Annotated in this window: 14 protein-coding genes; 6 read left to right on the top strand and 8 right to left on the bottom strand. The window is 59.7% G+C overall.

What is annotated here, in order from left to right; genetic code table 11:
• Window positions 1-162: 162 nt before the first annotated feature.
• The gene (locus ACHQGU_RS12140) at window positions 163-1,260 is read right to left on the bottom strand and encodes a branched-chain amino acid aminotransferase (protein WP_395495179.1); all 1,098 of its coding nucleotides are present in this window, start codon (window positions 1,258-1,260) and stop codon (window positions 163-165) included.
• Between the two features lie 213 nt (window positions 1,261-1,473).
• On the opposite strand from ACHQGU_RS12140, the gene ACHQGU_RS12135 reads away from it, so the two are divergent.
• A complete protein-coding gene (locus tag ACHQGU_RS12135) occupies window positions 1,474-2,937 on the top strand; it encodes a YdiU family protein (protein WP_395495178.1) in 1,464 nt (487 codons plus the stop codon).
• Window positions 2,938-2,947: 10 nt separating this feature from the next.
• On the opposite strand, the gene ACHQGU_RS12130 is transcribed toward ACHQGU_RS12135, so the two are convergent.
• The gene (locus ACHQGU_RS12130) at window positions 2,948-3,763 is read right to left on the bottom strand and encodes an ABC transporter ATP-binding protein (RefSeq protein WP_395495177.1); all 816 of its coding nucleotides are present in this window, start codon (window positions 3,761-3,763) and stop codon (window positions 2,948-2,950) included.
• Window positions 3,760-4,848, bottom strand: a complete 1,089-nt coding sequence (locus tag ACHQGU_RS12125) for a FecCD family ABC transporter permease (RefSeq protein ID WP_395495176.1) — start codon at window positions 4,846-4,848, stop codon at window positions 3,760-3,762. Before ACHQGU_RS12125 ends, ACHQGU_RS12130 begins: the two co-directional genes overlap by 4 nt.
• A gap of 200 nt (window positions 4,849-5,048) precedes the next feature.
• On the opposite strand from ACHQGU_RS12125, the gene ACHQGU_RS12120 reads away from it, so the two are divergent.
• From ACHQGU_RS12120 to ACHQGU_RS12110, 3 genes are all read left to right on the top strand, one after another.
• A complete protein-coding gene (locus ACHQGU_RS12120; RefSeq protein WP_395496432.1) occupies window positions 5,049-6,023 on the top strand; it encodes an RluA family pseudouridine synthase in 975 nt (324 codons plus the stop codon).
• A gap of 401 nt (window positions 6,024-6,424) precedes the next feature.
• A complete protein-coding gene (rpoH, locus tag ACHQGU_RS12115) occupies window positions 6,425-7,312 on the top strand; it encodes an RNA polymerase sigma factor RpoH (RefSeq protein ID WP_043550246.1) in 888 nt (295 codons plus the stop codon).
• Between the two features lie 17 nt (window positions 7,313-7,329).
• Complete coding sequence (locus ACHQGU_RS12110; protein ID WP_395495175.1) at window positions 7,330-7,947, top strand: GNAT family N-acetyltransferase; 618 nt, start codon at window positions 7,330-7,332, stop codon at window positions 7,945-7,947.
• 27 nt (window positions 7,948-7,974) lie between these two features.
• On the opposite strand, the gene recJ is transcribed toward ACHQGU_RS12110, so the two are convergent.
• The 5 genes from recJ to ACHQGU_RS12085 form a co-directional block, all read right to left on the bottom strand.
• Window positions 7,975-9,768 carry a single-stranded-DNA-specific exonuclease RecJ gene (recJ, locus tag ACHQGU_RS12105; RefSeq protein WP_395495174.1) on the bottom strand — a complete coding sequence of 598 codons (1,794 nt, stop codon included), beginning with the start codon at window positions 9,766-9,768 and terminating at the stop codon, window positions 7,975-7,977.
• Between the two features lie 59 nt (window positions 9,769-9,827).
• Window positions 9,828-10,829: a class II fructose-bisphosphatase gene (gene glpX / locus ACHQGU_RS12100; RefSeq protein WP_062249339.1), complete on the bottom strand. Its 1,002-nt coding sequence runs from the start codon at window positions 10,827-10,829 to the stop codon at window positions 9,828-9,830.
• Between the two features lie 52 nt (window positions 10,830-10,881).
• Complete coding sequence (locus ACHQGU_RS12095) at window positions 10,882-12,198, bottom strand: homoserine dehydrogenase (RefSeq protein ID WP_395495173.1); 1,317 nt, start codon at window positions 12,196-12,198, stop codon at window positions 10,882-10,884.
• On the bottom strand, window positions 12,195-13,424 hold the full coding sequence (locus ACHQGU_RS12090) for an LL-diaminopimelate aminotransferase (protein ID WP_062141741.1): 1,230 nt from the start codon (window positions 13,422-13,424) through the stop codon (window positions 12,195-12,197). The genes ACHQGU_RS12095 and ACHQGU_RS12090 overlap by 4 nt, the downstream gene beginning before the upstream one ends.
• Before the next feature lie 153 nt (window positions 13,425-13,577).
• Window positions 13,578-14,642, bottom strand: a complete 1,065-nt coding sequence (locus ACHQGU_RS12085; RefSeq protein ID WP_395495172.1) for a hypothetical protein — start codon at window positions 14,640-14,642, stop codon at window positions 13,578-13,580.
• 188 nt (window positions 14,643-14,830) lie between these two features.
• Between ACHQGU_RS12085 and ACHQGU_RS12080 the strand changes: the two genes are divergently transcribed.
• Window positions 14,831-15,514, top strand: coding sequence for an ATP-dependent Clp protease proteolytic subunit (locus ACHQGU_RS12080; protein WP_179193783.1), 684 nt, complete (start codon window positions 14,831-14,833; stop codon window positions 15,512-15,514).
• 129 nt (window positions 15,515-15,643) lie between these two features.
• Window positions 15,644-16,648 (top strand): ferritin-like domain-containing protein, encoded by a 1,005-nt coding sequence (locus ACHQGU_RS12075; protein ID WP_062249332.1) that lies wholly within the window; start codon window positions 15,644-15,646, stop codon window positions 16,646-16,648.
• The last annotated feature ends 62 nt before the right edge of the window (window positions 16,649-16,710 follow it).

The raw sequence follows: 16,710 nt of genomic DNA, 5'->3' as shown, positions 1-16,710 counted from the left end.
ACTTATTGAAAGGTTGCTCGCTTTATGTGGCAAAATCTGGACAGGGATGCCCGTTCGTTCCTAGACGATTGGAGAGAGTGAAGGACGCGCCCTCATGAAAAATCCCGCCCGGACAAAACGTACCGGGCGGGATTAAAAAACGCGCAGTTAAGAAGCGGAAATTCAGGAAACCTGCTTCACCCAGTCATGCGCATCATCCGCGCGGCCATACTGGATGTCGCACAGGGCTTTACGAAGGGCCGTGGTGACCTCGCCGGTTTTGCCCTCATTGATCACGCAGGTGCCTTCAGCGCTTTTCAGCGTGCCGATGGGTGTCACAACCGCAGCCGTGCCACAGGCAAAGACTTCTTTCAGGTGGCCGGATTTGGCATCGGCGTAAAGCTGGTCAATCGCATAGGGTTCTTCACGCACCGTCAGGCCTTTGTCCCGCGCCAGCGTCAGCAGGGAATCCCGCGTAATGCCGCGCAGAATGGTGCCTTCCAGCGGGGGTGTGAGGATGGTGCCATCATCAAACACCATCACGATGTTCATGCCGCCCATTTCCTCAATCCATTTGCGCTCAACCGCATCCAGGAACAGCACCTGATGGCAGCCATGGTCCTTGGCTTCCATCTGGGCTGTAAGGCTGGCTGCATAGTTGCCACCGCATTTGGCTTCACCCGTACCACCGCGGGAGGCGCGCACCGTGCGTTCTTCCACCCACACGCTCACCGGACCGGCATCTTTGGAGAAATATTCCCCGGCTGCGCAGGCAATCACCAGAAATTTGAACTCAGAAGCAGGTTTTACACCCAGAGCAGCTTCCGTCGCAATCATGAAGGGGCGGATATACAGCGTGCCAACGTCAGCCGCCGGAATCCAGTCCTTGTCGATGGTGACGAGCTGCGTCACGGCATCCAGAAACAGCTCTTCCGGCACCTGTGCCATGGCCATACGTTCGGCAGAATGGCGGAAGCGGCGGGCGTTGGCATCCGGGCGGAACAGCAGGGCTTCACCATTGGGGGCGCGGTAAGCCTTCATGCCTTCAAAAATTTCCTGCGCGTAGTGCAGGACAGAGGCAGCCGGGTCCAGCGTCAGCGGCCCGCGGGGCAGGATTTGCGGCGTGTGCCAGCCCTTGCCTTCCGTGTAGGTGACAACGGCCATATGTTCGGAAAAGACGCGGCCAAAACCGGGGTTGGCAAGCAGGACGGCCCGCTCTTCCGGGGAGACCCGGTCGGCTTTTGGCGTAATCTGGAAAGCGGTCTTGGTAGGGGTGCTCATAACGTCTGGCGTCTCCGCGGCCTGCTGTGCAGTGTGTCTGTGCCTGCATTGACAGGGTTTGTTGCGATGGTGGCGGTTAAATAACATGATCATAAGTGTGTTGCCAGAGCAGGGCCATCGTCCCCATATCAGCTTCACGCTTGCGGTCTGGCTGTTTCCTGCGCGCCAGACCCGGATTTTTCCCCACTGGCTGTGACCATGAAGGGCCTTTGCATGACCTCCTTTTCCCTGCGGCAAACCTACAGCCAGTTGCCTGACCATTTTTACGCCTCTGCGGCTCTCTCGCCGGTGACGGCACCTCAGCTGATCAAACTGAATGTGCCGCTCGCCAAATCTCTGGGGCTGGATCCGGCCTGGCTTTCCGGACCGGAAGGTGTTGCCATGCTCTCCGGTTCTCATATGCCGCCCGGGGTGCAGCCGCTTGCGCTGGCCTATGCCGGGCATCAGTTCGGGCATTTTGTGCCGCAGCTGGGGGATGGCCGGGCGCTGCTACTGGGGGATGTGACGGACGCCAGCGGGCACGTGCGTGAAATTCAGCTGAAAGGCTCTGGCCGCACCGCCTATTCGCGCCGGGGTGACGGGCGCGCCGCACTCGGCCCCGTGCTGCGGGAATATGTGGTGAGCGAGGCCATGGCCGCGATGGGGATCCCCACAACCCGCGCTCTGGCCGCAGTCGTAACCGGCGAGCAGGTAATGCGTGAAACCCCTCTGCCGGGTGCTGTGATGACCCGCGTGGCCGCCAGCCATATCCGGGTAGGGACGTTCCAGTTTTTTGCAGCGCGTCAGGACCTTACGGGTCTGCGGCTACTGGCTGATTACGCCATAGCCCGCCATTATCCCGATGCAGCCCAGACTCCGGCTCCTTATCTGTCCCTGCTGGAGCAGGTGATTGCGGCACAGGCTGATCTGGTCGCGCAGTGGATGCTCAAAGGCTTCATCCACGGCGTGATGAATACCGACAACATGGCTATCTCTGGCGAGACGATTGATTACGGCCCCTGCGCCTTCATGGAGCAGTATGACACCTCTACGGTGTTCAGCTTTATTGATGAACGCGGCCGCTACGCGTACGGCAATCAGCCCAGTATGGCCCTGTGGAACCTGACCCGTCTGGCAGAAGCGCTCCTGCCGTTACTGGCGGATGATGAAGAACAGGCCGTGCCCGTTGCGCAACAGGCCCTCGCTACGTTTGAAGGGCGGTTTCAGGAAACTTATCTGGCTGGTCTGCGGGCGAAGCTGGGGCTGACCACAGTGCAGCCAGAGGATACTGGCCTGCTGCGTAGCTTGCTGGAGACGATGCAGGTACAAGAAGCGGACTTTACACAAACCTTTCGTGCTCTCAGCTCCGAAGGCGCGATAAGCGGGGAGACTGTGCCAGAGTCCCTCGCTGGGTTTGGGGCGTGGCTGGACCGCTGGCACCAACGTCTGGCGCAGGAGGGGGAAGTTTCCGTCTCAACCCGCGTAGACGCCATGAAGCAGGTCAACCCGGCCTTTATCCCCCGCAATCATCTGGTGGAAGCTATGATCAAGGCGGGGGTGGAAGAGGGTGATTTCGCGCCGTTTGAAGACTTGCTCGCCGTTTGCACCCATCCATATGACGACCAACCGGGCAAAGAGGCCTATGCTCGCCCGGCACAGGCCAGTGAGCGGGTGCGTTATACGTTTTGTGGAACCTGAGGTAACGGCCTCATGCAATCCCGTTCACGCTGACAAATTTCCTGCCGTCCGCGCCTTCTTCCACACGGGCGTGGACGCGATAAACCTCGCGCAGCAGGTCAGGGGTCAGCACCGCAGCAGGCGGGCCGGAGGCAACCATCTGGCCGTCATGTAGCACCGTCACAAAATCCGTCATGTTCAGGGCAATGTTCAGATCATGCAGGACCAGCACGGTGACAAGCTGATGGGCAGTACTTTCCCGACGCAAAATATCCATCACGGCAAACTGGTGGTGCAGGTCCAGCGCGCTGAGGGGTTCATCCAGGAGCAGAGCGTCTGGCTTACGGCTGAGTGCCTGCGCCAGCCCGACGAGTTGCCGCTGACCGCCGGAGAGTTCGTCCATAGCCTGCATGGCGAGCTGCGGAATACCGAACAGGGTGAGGCTTTCCAGCGCAGACTGAATGGCGTCTTCTTCCGGCGCGTCAGAGGCCGAAAGAACGCGGGCACGGTCAGCCGTCTTACGGGCCGCTATCAGGGCTTCCAGAACCGGGAGATGCACCGCAGCAGGCAGTGCCTGTGGCAGATACAGGCAGCGCGCAGTGCGGTCTGTCAGGCTCATACCGGACAGTTCAGCACCATTTAGCGTGACACAGGCGGAGGAGGGTACCAGTCCGGCCATGGCACGCATCAGGGTGGATTTGCCGCTGCCATTCGGTCCCAGCAGAGCGCAGACCGAGCCGGGCCTAAAGGGGCCAGCGGTCACGTCCTGCAACACGATGCGCCTGCCATACTGCACCGTGACATGCGTGGCGCTTAAGCCCGTCTGAGGAGAGAGGGCCGACGTCATGATAAGCCGCGCTGCCGCAATACGATGCTGAGGAAAACCGGAATACCCACCAGTGCCGTGACAATGCCCGTAGGAATAATCACACCGGGGATCAGTATGCGGGCTGTTACAGAGGACAGTGAGAGAATCAACGCGCCCGCCAGCATGCTGCCCGGCAGATAGAAGCGGTGATCTTCCCCCAGCAACCTCCGGGCAATATGTGGTGCCACGAGTCCGACAAATCCAATAATGCCCACAAATGAGACCGCAAGAGCGGAGAGCAGGCTGACCCGTAACAACGCGCCCCGGCGCACGCGCGGCACATTCACACCCAGACTGGCTGCGCGTTCTTCCCCCATGCGCAGGGTGGTCAGGCTCCATGCCGCCCGGAAAGAGAACGGCACGACAAGTGCGCCCATTGCCGCCAGCAGGCCAAGTTTGGGCCATGTGGTGCGTGTCAGGCTGCCCATGGTCCAGAACACCAGATCCTGCAACGCATCCTCACTAGCCATAAACTGCATGAGGGACACCAGCGCCTGAAATGTGAAGACCAGCGCAATGCCAAACAGCACCACCGTGCTGGTACGCGCATGGCGCAAATGCCCGACCACATCGAGCAGAAAAACCGAGCCAATGGCGCAGACAAACGCATTGCCCGCAATCAGCCAGGTATCAGGCAGCCCCGGAAGATGTAGCCCTAATACGAGGGCAAGCGATGCCCCGAAGGCCGCAGCCGCCGAGACGCCCAGCGTAAACGGACTAGCCAGCGGATTGGCCAGAATGGTCTGCATTTCAGCACCGGAAAGCCCGAGGGCCGCTCCCACACAGACCGCCATCAGCGCGTAAGGCAGACGGATCTGCCAGACGATAATCCGCTGGCTGGCAGGCACAGTGGAAGGGTGCAGGAGCGTATGGATAAGCTGTGCGGGGGAAAGTCCGGCGGGCCCCAGCGAGAAATCCAGCAGTACAGAAAGGCAAATAGCGCCGCCCAGAACGGCCAGAATACTCAGCCGGCGAGCCAGCAACGCCTGATAGGCGGCTCTGATCTGCGCCAGAGACGGCGTGCCGGAAGGCTGAGAGGGGCCAGAAGGGCGGAGGGGTATCATGCCACCTGCGTAGCACCCGTTGCGGTATGATAAAACCATACGCACTGCACGAACTGCACTGCTGCGTTCTTGACGACACAGAGGATAAAAGGCTTTTACTCGCGCTTTCCGCCCCGCCTGAAAAAAGTAGAACAGTTTTGACGCAAACCGGCACGCCTCAGCTCGACTCAACGCCTGCCGGGACTCTTTCTGGCACGTCTCTGGTTTTTATTGCTGCCGAGGAGCATGCCGGAGACCGTGTGGATCGTTTTGTGGCGGCCCAGTCCGGTTCGCTGTCTCGCTCACGCGTCAAGGCGCTGATTGAAGAGGGGTATCTGGCAGGCAATGCCGCCCCTATCACAGAACCCGCCGAGACCGTGCGGGCGGGTATGACTTACGTTCTGACCATTCCCCCCGCCACACCTGCTGTGCCGCAAGGCGAGCGCGTGGAATTTGACGTTCTGTATGAAGATGCGGATCTGATTGTGCTCAATAAGCCGGCAGGCCTTGTGGTGCATCCCGCCCCGGGGAACGAGACCGGCACGCTGGTGAATGGCCTGATTGCCCATTGCGGGGAAAGCCTGAAAGGCATTGGCGGAGAGCGGCGGCCCGGCATCGTGCACCGGCTGGACAAGGATACATCCGGCCTGATGGTAGCGGCCAAAACGGAACAGGCGCATCTCGCACTCTCGGCCGATTTTGCCGCCCGACGGATAGACCGGGCCTATCTGGCCTTTTGCTGGGGCTGCCCGCAGCCAGCGGAAGGGGAGTATGAAGGTGACATTGGGCGGGATAAGCGCGACCGCAAACGCATGACCATTGTTACCCATGGTGGCAAATGGGCGCTCACCCGCTACCGCACCTTGCAGGCCTTTGAGATGGGCGCGGCGTTGGTGCAATGCCGTCTGGCTACGGGGCGCACGCATCAGATCCGGGTGCATTTTGCGGCGAATGGTCACCCGCTGATGGGCGACCCGGTTTATCTGCGGCGTATTCCGGCAGCGGCCAAAGCCCTTTCCTCCACGGCGCGGGCGGCGGCACTCGATTTCCCCCGGCAGGCCCTGCATGCGGCGCGTCTGGGTTTTACTCACCCTCGTAATGGGGAGCAGATGCTGTTTGAAGCCCCGATGCCCGAGGACATGCTGGCTCTGGGTGAAGCACTGGGGCTTAATCCAAAGAAAGCGGTGATCGCCTGACTTTATCAAACCGGATGCGTTTTTAAACGCCCCACGGGGAACTTTCCGGGGCTGCATGCGTCAAAGGCACTATGCCAGTCCTTTCCGCCCGGTTCCGAGTCTGCCTCTTCGCCTGAAAGGCAGAAAGCAGTCATGCCCTAAGCAAACTGCGGGTTTGCGGGGATTTTCTTGACAGAAATGTAATTCCGGCGCACCGTCAACGTCCTTTCCGACATGTCCGCAAGGCCGTCGGACCGGGTGTTTTTTCCTTCGCGCTGCCCATTCGGGGGGCGAGGGAAGAGGACATAATTTTTATCCGCTTGTTAACCGGAAACTTGCCTAACTCTACGCAACGCTTATCAGATTTTCACGGAACCTGAGGCGCTGCAGGGAGCTTTCCAGTTAAGAGGAGTGCTCAGTCGATGGTCTCATCTGTCATCAATGTTGGTCCTGAAAATAATCTTTCAAGATATCTTCAGGATATCCGCAAATATCCCCTTCTCACTCCGGAAGAAGAACTTCGTCTTTCCCATTTGTGGAAGGACAAGGGCGATGTAAAGGCCGCGCACAAACTGGTGACATCTCACCTGCGGCTGGTTGCAAAAATCGCTATGGGTTACCGGGGCTATGGCCTGCCGGTGAATGAACTCATCAGTGAGGGCAATATCGGCATGATGCAGGCCGTGCGCCGGTTTGACCCGGACAAGGGCTTCCGTCTGGCAACCTACGCCATGTGGTGGATCCGTGCGGCTATTCAGGAATACATTCTGCATAGCTGGTCTCTGGTTAAAATGGGCACCACTGCGGCTCAGAAGAAACTGTTCTTCAACCTGCGCCGCCTGAAAGGGCAGATGCAGGCGATTGATGATGGTGATCTTCAGCCCGAACAGGTGAACAAGATTGCCACCACGCTTGGCGTGTCCGAGCAGGACGTGGTGAGCATGAACCGCCGTATGGCCGCGCCCGACCACAGCCTGAACGCCCCCATGCGGGCTGATCAGGATAATGAGTGGCAGGATCGTCTGGTGGATGATCAGGTCAATCAGGAAGAAACCTACGCGGAAAACGAAGAGCTTTCTGGTCGTAAAGCCCTGCTTGCCAATGCCATGAGTTCTCTGAACGAGCGTGAGCGGCACATCTTTACGGAACGTCGCCTGACGGATGAGCCGTCTACGCTGGAAGATCTGGCGCATCAGTATGGTATCTCGCGTGAGCGCGTGCGCCAGATTGAAGTACGGGCGTTTGAAAAAGTTCAGGCCGCGATGAAGAAAGAAGTCGAAGCTCGTCGCGGAGCAGCAAAGGAGGGCTAAGGCCCTCCTGAGTTCCTATGACGACACGACGTACCTTCCCCGACGCTCCTGTTGGCCTGACCGGCCAGCATGTTCAGCTTGTGCCCCTGTCCCTCACTCATGTGGAGGGGCTGCGGCAAGCTGTGCAGGATGGAGAGCAATGGAAAGTCTGGTGCACCTCGGTGCCAAAACCGGAGGCCATGCAGGCTGAGGTTGAGCGCCGTCTGGATTTGCAGCAGCGCGGCACCATGCTGCCTTATACGGTGGTCAGCCTGCCGGATAACCGCATCGTCGGTATGACGACCTTCATGAATATCGATAAGGCCGGCCCGCGCGTGGAAATTGGCTCCACATGGTATGCGGCGTGTGTGCAGAGAACAGCCGTCAATACGGAAGCCAAGATGCTTCTGCTCTCCTATGCGTTTGAAGCGCTGGGCTGTCTGGCAGTGGAGTTCCGCACGCATTACCTCAATCAGCGCAGCCGCCGGGCCATTGAGCGGCTGGGGGCCAGACTGGATGGTATTTTACGCTGCCATCAGCGGCTTCCCGATGGCTCACTGCGCGATACCTGCGTGTATAGCGTGACGGCGGCAGAATGGCCCGCTGTGCGCAACCATCTGTACTGGTGTCTGACGGAAAAATATCAGCGAACCTAAAAAACTATCAGGAAGGAAGCTCTCCCGTCAGGCGCGGGCAGCATCCTGAATGAAGAAGGTCGCGTCCGTCCGTCCGTTCCATGTTTCCGAACGCAGATAGCCCGCCAGATGGACCGGAGGACGCGTGCTGTCTTCCAGCCCAATAGCCAGAGGATTATCATTAGCACGAAACAGAAGGGCTTTCAGGCGGCCACCATCCTGCCCTTTCAAAAGCAGGCGCAGGGTGTTGCCATCCCGGCCAATCCGGTCTGAGCGGATGATCTGTGCATTGGAGATTGCAATGAGCGGCTCCGCATTGCCCGCGCCAAAGGGCGCGAGCATGGCAAGATTTTCTGCGAGTTCAACCGTTGCACCCGAGACAGACAGTGCGACATCCAGCGCAACATCCACCGTATCCGGCAGGACTGCGGCATCGGCCAGCCGTTCATCCAGAAACGAGTGGAAGCGCTCAATATTTTCCGCAGGCAGAGAGAAACCTGCGGCCATGGCGTGGCCACCACCGCTGGTCAGCAAACCGGCCTGACGCGCTGCAATAATCACAGTGCCCAGATCAAGCCCCGGCACAGAGCGCCCGGAACCTTTAATGGAGCCGTCTTCCTGTTCCGCACCCACTAGCGCAGGGCGGTTAAACTGTTCCTTGATGCGGCCAGCCACAATGCCGACCACGCCGGGGTGCCAGTCTTTGCCAGTCAGCAGAATAACCGGGTGGCCTGCTTCCCGCTGTTCGGCTGCCTGTGCCATAGCGCGGTCCAGAATTTCAGCTTCCACGCCCTGACGGCGACGGTTCACCGCGTCCAGACGCTCCGCCATAGTGCGGGCGTCATGCGCGTCTGTGCTACGGAGCAGGGTCAGCCCCAGTCCGGCTTCGGCAATACGGCCACCCGCATTAATGCGCGGCCCAAGCGCAAAGCCACAGGTAAAGGCATCCGGTGCTTTGGTCACACCGGCAATTTCCATAAGCGCGTTCAGGCCGGTGCGCTGGCGACGCGCCATGATTTTCAGGCCCTGCGTCACAAAGGCACGGTTTAGCCCATGCAGCGGCATCACATCGCACACGGTGGCAAGGGCAACCAGATCAAGCTGGCGCATCAGGTCCGGTGCGGGCTGCGCGTCATGAAACCACCCCGCAGTGCGGAGGTTCCGGCTGGTGGCAACGGCCGCCAGAAACGCGAGAGCTGCGGCGCAGACATGCCCAAGGCCCGAGGCACAGTCTGGCCGGTTCGGGTTTACCGTCGCCAGAATAGGGGGCAGGGCATCTTCGGATTTATGGTGGTCGAGAACAATCAGGTCGGCCTTACCAGCCAGTTCCCCCAGAACAGACCCGGCAGCCGTGCCGCAGTCTACGCAAATAATCAGTGAGGCTCCCTGCGCCACAAGCCCTTCCAGAGCCGGCACGTTCGGGCCGTAGCCCTCCGTCATGCGGTCGGGAATATGTGTGTGAACAGTGCAGCCGAGTTCTTCAAAAAACGAGGAGAGGATGGCGGAGGCACACGCACCATCCACGTCATAATCCCCGAAAATCCCGATGGTCTCACCCTGCTGGACCGCCTGCGCCATGCGGGCAGCGGCTTTATCCATATCCTGCAAGCTGGATGGGTTAGGAAGCAGGGCGCGGAGTTTCGGGTCGAGAAAATGGGCAGCCTGTTCCAGAGGAATGCCGCGCAGGGCTAAAAGCCGCCCGACAATTTCCGGAAGGCCTGCCCGCTGGGCAATGGCCGCCCCCATGCGGAGCAGGGCGGGGTCTTCCGCCCCGTCCCGCCAGACCCATCGGCGGCCTGTCAGGCTGCTTTCCACGCCAAGGGCCGCGCGGGCCTCTGGCATGGGGGGGAATGTGTCCATTTTCTCAGGCAATAAAACGTTCATTCTGGTGGGTGAGCGCCTTATTGCGGGGTCCAGGTTTTGGTTTTGAAGTTGTGATAGCCTTCAATAAACCGCACCGTGCCGGACTTGGAACGCATGACCAGAGAATGCGTGACGGCATGGTTCGGATACTGATGGATGCCCTTCAGCAGCGTGCCGGACGTTACACCCGTGGCGGAGAACAGCACGGAGCCAGCGGCCAGATCATGCAGGCCAAGCTTGCGGTCCGGGTTTTTGCCGGGGTTCATTTTCTGGGCGCGCTCGCGCTGGCTGTCATCTTCAAACAGTAGGCGGCTCTGCATCTGGCCGTTGACGCAGCGGATTGCCGCAGCCGCCAGAACGCCTTCCGGCGCACCGCCTGAGCCTGCGTAAATATCAACCTGACTGGTATCCAGACACGCGGCAATCGCCCCGGCCACATCCCCGTCAGTCAGCAGGCGAACACGAGCGCCCGCTTCGCGCGCTTTGGCAATCAGTTCTTCATGCCGTTCACGGTCCAGCGTGCAGAGAACGAGGTCCCGGATTGCTTTACCCTTGGCTTTGGCCAGATTGCGCAGGTTGTTTTCAATGGAGGAATCAAGGTCCACCACGCCTTCGGGCAGGCCGGGGCCGACTACGATTTTGTCCATGTACACATCGGGTGCGTGCAGGAAGTTGCCCTTTTCGGCCAGTGCCACAACAGTAATGGCGTTGGGCATGTCCTTGGCGCACAGATTGGTGCCTTCCAGCGGGTCCACGGCAATATCCATGGCCGGGCCGCCAGAGCCGACTTTCTCGCCGATATACAGCATCGGCGCTTCGTCCATCTCGCCTTCGCCGATCACGACGGTGCCATCAATAGCCACGGTATCAAACGCCGTGCGCATGGCTTCAACAGCAGCACCGTCAGCGTCGTTTTTCTTGCCACGGCCTGTCCAGTGGGCAGAGGCCAGAGCAGCGGCTTCTGTTACACGGACCAGTTCAAGGGCCAGATTGCGGTCAGAAACCACAAAACTCGGAATCGGCTCAATCGCGTCAGACATTCTAGAGATAATCCTCTCTGTTTAAGGCCAGGGCTGGGCTTTTATAAGACGCTCAGTCCGTTTCAATCCGGATCATCACCGGCGTATCCGTCACCACATCCAGGCCATCAATCCGCGCGACAGCATCCTGCATGGCGGCTTCAGACGTCTGATGCGTCACCAGTACCAGTGGTACATAAGGATCGGCATCATTCTGCTCCGGCGTGTGCTGCAACATGCTGCGGAGAGAAACGCCGCAATCACGCAGGACAGCCGTGATGTCCGCAATCACACCGGGTCGATCTTCCACGAGTAAACGCAGATAGAACGCACCAGTGCCTGCAGAAACCGGGTTAGCCTGCAAAGGAGGCGTATCTGTGGCCTGCACACCCCAAACAGGGATGGTATGTCCGCGGGCAATATCAATAAGGTCAGCCGCAACAGCACTGGCGGTGGGGCCAGCCCCCGCGCCACGGCCTTCAATCATCAGGCGGCCAGCAAAAGCGCCTTCTGCGACGACGGCGTTAAACACGCCATCCACCTGCGCGATGGGGGCATTTTCCGGCACAAGGCAGGGGGTTACGCGGGCTTCAAGTCCGGCATCGCCCATGCGGGCCATGCCCAGCAGTTTGATGCGATAGCCCAGCGTGCGGGCAAAGGTGAGGTCCAGCGCGCCAATGCGGCGGATACCTTCCACATGCAGCGATTCAAACGCCACCGGCTGCCCAAAGGCCAGGCCAGCCAGAATGGTCAGCTTGTGGGCAGCGTCCAGACCGTCAATATCGGTGGAGGGATCTGCTTCCGCATAACCCAGCTGCTGCGCATCGGCCAGAACGGTGCCGAAATCCTTCCCGGTTTCCCGCATCACGGTCAGGATATAGTTGCAGGTGCCGTTCAGAATGCCGCCAATCCGCAGCAGACGGTCTGCCGCCAGGCCTTCACGCACCATTTTAATGGCAGGAATACCGCCCGCAACGGCGGCTTCAAACAGCAGCGGTGCAGATTTTTCAGCACTCAGTCGGGCAAGAGCCGGCCCATGAATGGCAAGCAGAGCCTTGTTGGCGGTCACCACCGGCTTTCCGGCAGCAAGGGCGGCTTCCACCACGGCGCGCGCAGTGCCTTCTGAACCACCAATCAGTTCGACCACCACGTCTACGTCCGGGTCGGCGACCAGATCGGTGGCGTTATCGTACCAGCGCATGCCGGACAGATCGACCCCACGGTCCCGCGTGCGGTCGCGGGCGCTGACGGCGGTGACTTTCAGCGGGCGGCCCGCACGGGCTGTGACCAGATCCGCATTGGTGTTCAGCAGCCGGATAACACCAGCGCCAACGGTGCCGAGACCAGCGAGACCAAGACGAAGGGGGGAAGTGGAGGGAGAAGACGTCACGATTCAACAGGCTCCGGCTTGCTGGCAGAAGAAGGAGGCGCTTTTACGCCATGGGCTGAAAGAAAACCACGAATGGCACGGGTGGCCTGACGCAGACGCTGGGTGTTTTCCACCAGCCCGATCCGCACATAGCCTTCCCCATGCTCACCAAACCCAAGGCCGGGGGCCACGGCCACACCAGCTTCTTTCAGCAGAAGTTTGGAAAATTCGACGCTACCCAGTTCCCGGAATGGTTCGGGGATGGGGGCCCATGCAAACATGGAACCTTCTGGTGAGGGCACATCCCAGCCCCCGGCATGCAGGCCACGGATCAGCACATCTCGCCGATCTTTATACAGGGCACGGATATCGGCGACGCAGTCCTGCGGGCCGTTCAGAGCCGCCACGGCTGCAACCTGAATGGGCGTAAAAGCCCCATAATCCAGATAGGATTTAATGCGGGTAAGGGCGGCAATCAGCCGCTCATTGCCTGCCGCAAACCCCATACGCCAGCCGGCCATGCAGTAGGTTTTGGAGAGCGATGTGAACTCGACCGCAATATCCTTGGCACCCGGCACCGCCAGAATGGAGGGCGGCACGAGGTCCCCGAAGTAGATTTCCGCATAAGCAAGGTCAGACAGGATGAAGATTTCTTCCCGCCGGGCAAACGCTACCAGTTCCTTATAGAAATCCAGATCCGCCAGATAGGCCGTGGGGTTGGACGGGAAGTTGACAATCAGGGCTGTCGGTTTGGGCACGGAATGGCGCACAGCCCGCTCCAGTGCTCGCAGCATGGTGTCATCCGGCGTGGCGGGAATGGAGCGCACAGAGGCTCCGGCAATAATAAAGCCGAACTGATGAATGGGGTAGGACGGGTTTGGTACCAGAATGGTGTCACCCGGGCTGGTAATGGCAGAGGCCAGATTAGCCAGCCCTTCCTTGGACCCCAGTGTCGCGATCACTTCGGTATCCGGGTTGAGCTTCACGTTAAAGCGGCGCTCATAATATCCGGCCAGAGCCTTACGCAGGCCCGGAATACCTTTACTGACGGAATAACCGTGCGCCCGCGGGTTTTGAACAGTTTCAACCAGTTTCTGCACAATATGCGGCGGGGTGGGACTGTCCGGGTTGCCCATGCCGAGGTCAATAATATCCTCGCCCCGCGCTCGGGCTGCCGCTTTGGCCTGATTGACAGAGGCAAAAACATAAGGCGGCAGGCGACGGATGCGATGGAATTCTTCGGTCATGGACTTCAAATGCCCTTGTTAGGAAAGGGGTCAGGCCCCGCACGATTACGGGGGAAAAACATAGTAATGGCAGAAATGGAACAGGCAACCGCCCCAATGGGATAATCTGTTCTCAACTATGAGATTATCCCACCGGCAGGACGGAGAAGGGGATCAGGGCGTCGTGGCAATGCGTGCGCCCATGCCAAATGCATCCCCCCGGATGTGAATGGCGGAGGCGGGCACGTTCAGGCTGATCAGCTTTTTGGCAATATTCTGGGCGCGCAGCAGTCCAAGCTGCACGGCGTCAGCCTGATCCTGCGGGTCAAGTGAGGCAGCAGACCCAAAGCCCCGCACATAGAACGGCCCATGCGGTGTTTTGGCGACCAGCTTTGCAAACGCGTCATCCTGCCCGGAGGAAATCTGGTCGGACTGCGGCACGCAATGAATCGCCGTGCCTTTGGCGTCGGACAGATCATAATTGGGGCGAACGGCATCCGGCACATAGGCGTCTGACGGAACATCAAACCCGGGGAAAGACGGCGGCGTGGGCGGCCCTGCCGGAATTTGCGGAATGGCGCTGGCCGGAGTGGGGGGCGTCTGCGCGGTGGATTTCACCTCAGGCAGCCCGACTTCCGGCATGGCGACTTCGGCGTCCTGCTTGCTGGCTTCGGTCTTTTTCCCGGTTTTGGTCAGAGCGCCGGCGTCAGGTGAGGGGGCAGACGGAATGGCGGACTGAGCGCTTTTCCCGGCAGAGGCAGCTGTGGCCGCAGTCTGCTGGGGCGGCGCATCTGCGGCATCCATAATAGCCCCGGCTGTGCCTTCAGGGAGTGTCGCGGGTTGCGGAGCGCCGTTTCCTGCCTGCGGTGCCGTACCGGCTTTTGGTGTGGCTGATGCAGCAGCGCCGGGTGGTGGCGGGATTTCGGGCATCAGGGTACCGTTGGCCGCCACTGTGCGGTACATCAGGTTTCGGTCACGGATCAGCTGTTGCGTGATCAGAGACCGTGCCTGAGGGGAGGGGACCTCCGGCGTTGTGGTCGGCGTCAGGCCCACATGGGGGTAGGGGTCATAAATACCGGGCGGCGGTGGCCGCTGTGCGGCAATCACCCCGCCACGCATATGCTGCATCCACTCAAACGTCGTATCGACGGGGTCTTTATGGCTGCATCCTGTCAGGCAAAGCACGCCTGTCGCCACCAGTAACCCGGACCGAAAAGGGCTGCCGGACTGAAAAGCCATGTAAACACGGTGCCGGAAAGGCCGGTCCTGTTCTGGGCACGCTTGCTGCATGACGTGACGGTTGCTCCGCTGGCAGGGTGAAAAACAGGGGGCACTCTACCCTCTTCGGGCCGTTGTGGCGAGATAGGGGATCACCCTCGCATGATTGCCCCTTGGCATGGGCGCGCAGGCAGAGCAGGATAAGAGACATGAACAGAGACACAGAACATGCGGAGACTGGCATGACGGGCATTTCCCCCTGCGATCCTATCCGGCTGGATGATGATAACCCGGAGTCCCCGGACGCACCGGAAAAAGAAGACGCCAAAACCCCGGCTGCCCCGGAAGGGGAGCTGGAGAACAAGCTGTTCAAACAGCGCAAAGTGCTGATTTTTGGCGGGATTAACGATAAGGTGGCCCGGGACGTCACAGCGCGTCTGCTGGCGCTGGCCGGTGAGTCGGACAAGCCGATTGATGTGTATGTGAACTCTCCCGGCGGACACGTGGAAAGTGGTGACACCATCCATGACATGATCCGCTTTGTCGATTCGGTGGCTCCGGTCAACATGATCGGCACAGGCTGGGTGGCCTCTGCCGGTGCGTTGATTTTTGCGGCTGGCCAGAAAGACCGTCGTTTCTGCTTGCCCAACACCCGCTTCCTGCTCCATCAGCCGATGGGCGGTGTGCGCGGTCCGGCAACGGATATCGACATCGAAGCACGCGAAATCATCAAGATGCGTGAGCGTCTGAACCGTCTGTTCGCCCGGGAAACCGGCCAGACGTACGAAAAAATCGTCAAGGACACGGACCGCAACCACTGGATGTCCGCCAAAGAAGCAATTGACTATGGTCTAGTGACAAAGATCATTTCGAAGCTTTCCGACATTCACTAAACGGAAGACCCGCGCTTCTCTCCTTCTGCGGAGGGAGAGGAGTCAGTTTGTTGTCCCGGGCCCTGCGTGGCCCGCTTCTGCTGTGGCAGGGGCGGGTGGCGTAGCGCCCCCAGTAAACGGGTTCCTGCCATGGGTTCTCTCAGCGATATCTATTCCCGCCTGCCAGACAGTGTGGATGATCTGCCCCCGCCGCCCGATAATGAGGCTGTGGTTGAGGCCGATTATAAAGCCCGGCACTGGCTCAGCCCTGTTAAAGGCCCGCTGAAGCCGGGGTCTGACGCGCATAAGAAGGCAATTGCGGCGATGTTCCGCGAAACCTTCAATCCGTATCGGCCTTCCGTCATTGACTGGCCGAAGCTGGACCCGGAAACGCTGCACCGCATCACTTCCCTGCCGATCTGGGATATTGCAGTGCAGACTGAGGGTAAAGCCCGCCTGCGTATGGCAGCTTACGCCCGTCTGGTGACAGATCCGGATATTAAGGACGCCATTTCCCGCAATGCGTGGGAAGAAAACCGGCATAAGGAAGTTCTGTCCAAGCTGGTTGAGGCCTATGGCATCAAGATGGCGCCGGAACCGCCGTATATTGAGCCAAAAGACGTCGAATGGGCCTATCTCGTCACCGGGTTCTCCGAGTGCGTAGATAGCTTCTTTGCGTTTGGTCTGTTTGAACTGGCCCAGCGTTCCGGCTTCTTCCCGCCGGAACTAATTGATACGTTTGAGCCGGTCATGCAGGAAGAGTGTCGCCACATTCTGCTGTTCGCCAATTGGCTGGCCTGGTACCGGGCGGTTATGCCCTGGTGGCGTCGTCCGTTCTTTGAGATGAAGGTCTGGGCGGTCTGGGCATTCCTTGCCTATGAACGCATGAGCATTGCCACCTCTGTGGATGATAAAGGCGAGGTCCATACGCAGGACAACAACTTCACGGTCACCGGCGCAAAAGATATTGCCAATGTTGATCTGAACCTGCCGGAATTTATGGATCTGTGTCTGGAAGAAGATGATAGGCGCTTTGCGGGCTATGACCCGCGGCTGTTGCGCCCCACCACGGCTCCTGCCATTGCGCGCGTCATTCGTGATGTCGGGCGTGGGTGGCAGTTTGTTTCCGGTCTGGTACGCGCCAACCGGCACTAATCAAGGTTTTGCGGGCAGGGAGTCTTCAGCTTTCTTGTCCGCAACCGTGTCTCAGAGAGCCT

The organism is Acetobacter sp. KSO5, assembly GCF_044094635.1.
Lineage (GTDB): Bacteria > Pseudomonadota > Alphaproteobacteria > Acetobacterales > Acetobacteraceae > Acetobacter > Acetobacter cerevisiae.
Note: the sequence above shows the minus strand (reverse complement) of the source record. Positions and strands in the feature narration are given on the sequence as shown.

Excerpts from the sequence above, each read along its gene's own strand:
- ACHQGU_RS12080 (WP_179193783.1), top strand. The coding sequence starts at position 14,831 with ATGAACAGAGACACAGAACATGCGGAGACTGGCATGACGGGCATTTCC.
- ACHQGU_RS12090 (WP_062141741.1), bottom strand. The coding sequence starts at position 13,424 with ATGACCGAAGAATTCCATCGCATCCGTCGCCTGCCGCCTTATGTTTTT.
- ACHQGU_RS12125 (WP_395495176.1), bottom strand. The coding sequence starts at position 4,848 with ATGATACCCCTCCGCCCTTCTGGCCCCTCTCAGCCTTCCGGCACGCCG.
- rpoH (WP_043550246.1), top strand. The coding sequence starts at position 6,425 with ATGGTCTCATCTGTCATCAATGTTGGTCCTGAAAATAATCTTTCAAGA.
- recJ (WP_395495174.1), bottom strand. The coding sequence starts at position 9,768 with ATGCCAGAGGCCCGCGCGGCCCTTGGCGTGGAAAGCAGCCTGACAGGC.
- ACHQGU_RS12130 (WP_395495177.1), bottom strand. The coding sequence starts at position 3,763 with ATGACGTCGGCCCTCTCTCCTCAGACGGGCTTAAGCGCCACGCATGTC.
- glpX (WP_062249339.1), bottom strand. The coding sequence starts at position 10,829 with ATGTCTGACGCGATTGAGCCGATTCCGAGTTTTGTGGTTTCTGACCGC.
- ACHQGU_RS12085 (WP_395495172.1), bottom strand. The coding sequence starts at position 14,642 with ATGGCTTTTCAGTCCGGCAGCCCTTTTCGGTCCGGGTTACTGGTGGCG.
- ACHQGU_RS12135 (WP_395495178.1), top strand. The coding sequence starts at position 1,474 with ATGACCTCCTTTTCCCTGCGGCAAACCTACAGCCAGTTGCCTGACCAT.
- ACHQGU_RS12110 (WP_395495175.1), top strand. The coding sequence starts at position 7,330 with ATGACGACACGACGTACCTTCCCCGACGCTCCTGTTGGCCTGACCGGC.
- ACHQGU_RS12140 (WP_395495179.1), bottom strand. The coding sequence starts at position 1,260 with ATGAGCACCCCTACCAAGACCGCTTTCCAGATTACGCCAAAAGCCGAC.
- ACHQGU_RS12075 (WP_062249332.1), top strand. The coding sequence starts at position 15,644 with ATGGGTTCTCTCAGCGATATCTATTCCCGCCTGCCAGACAGTGTGGAT.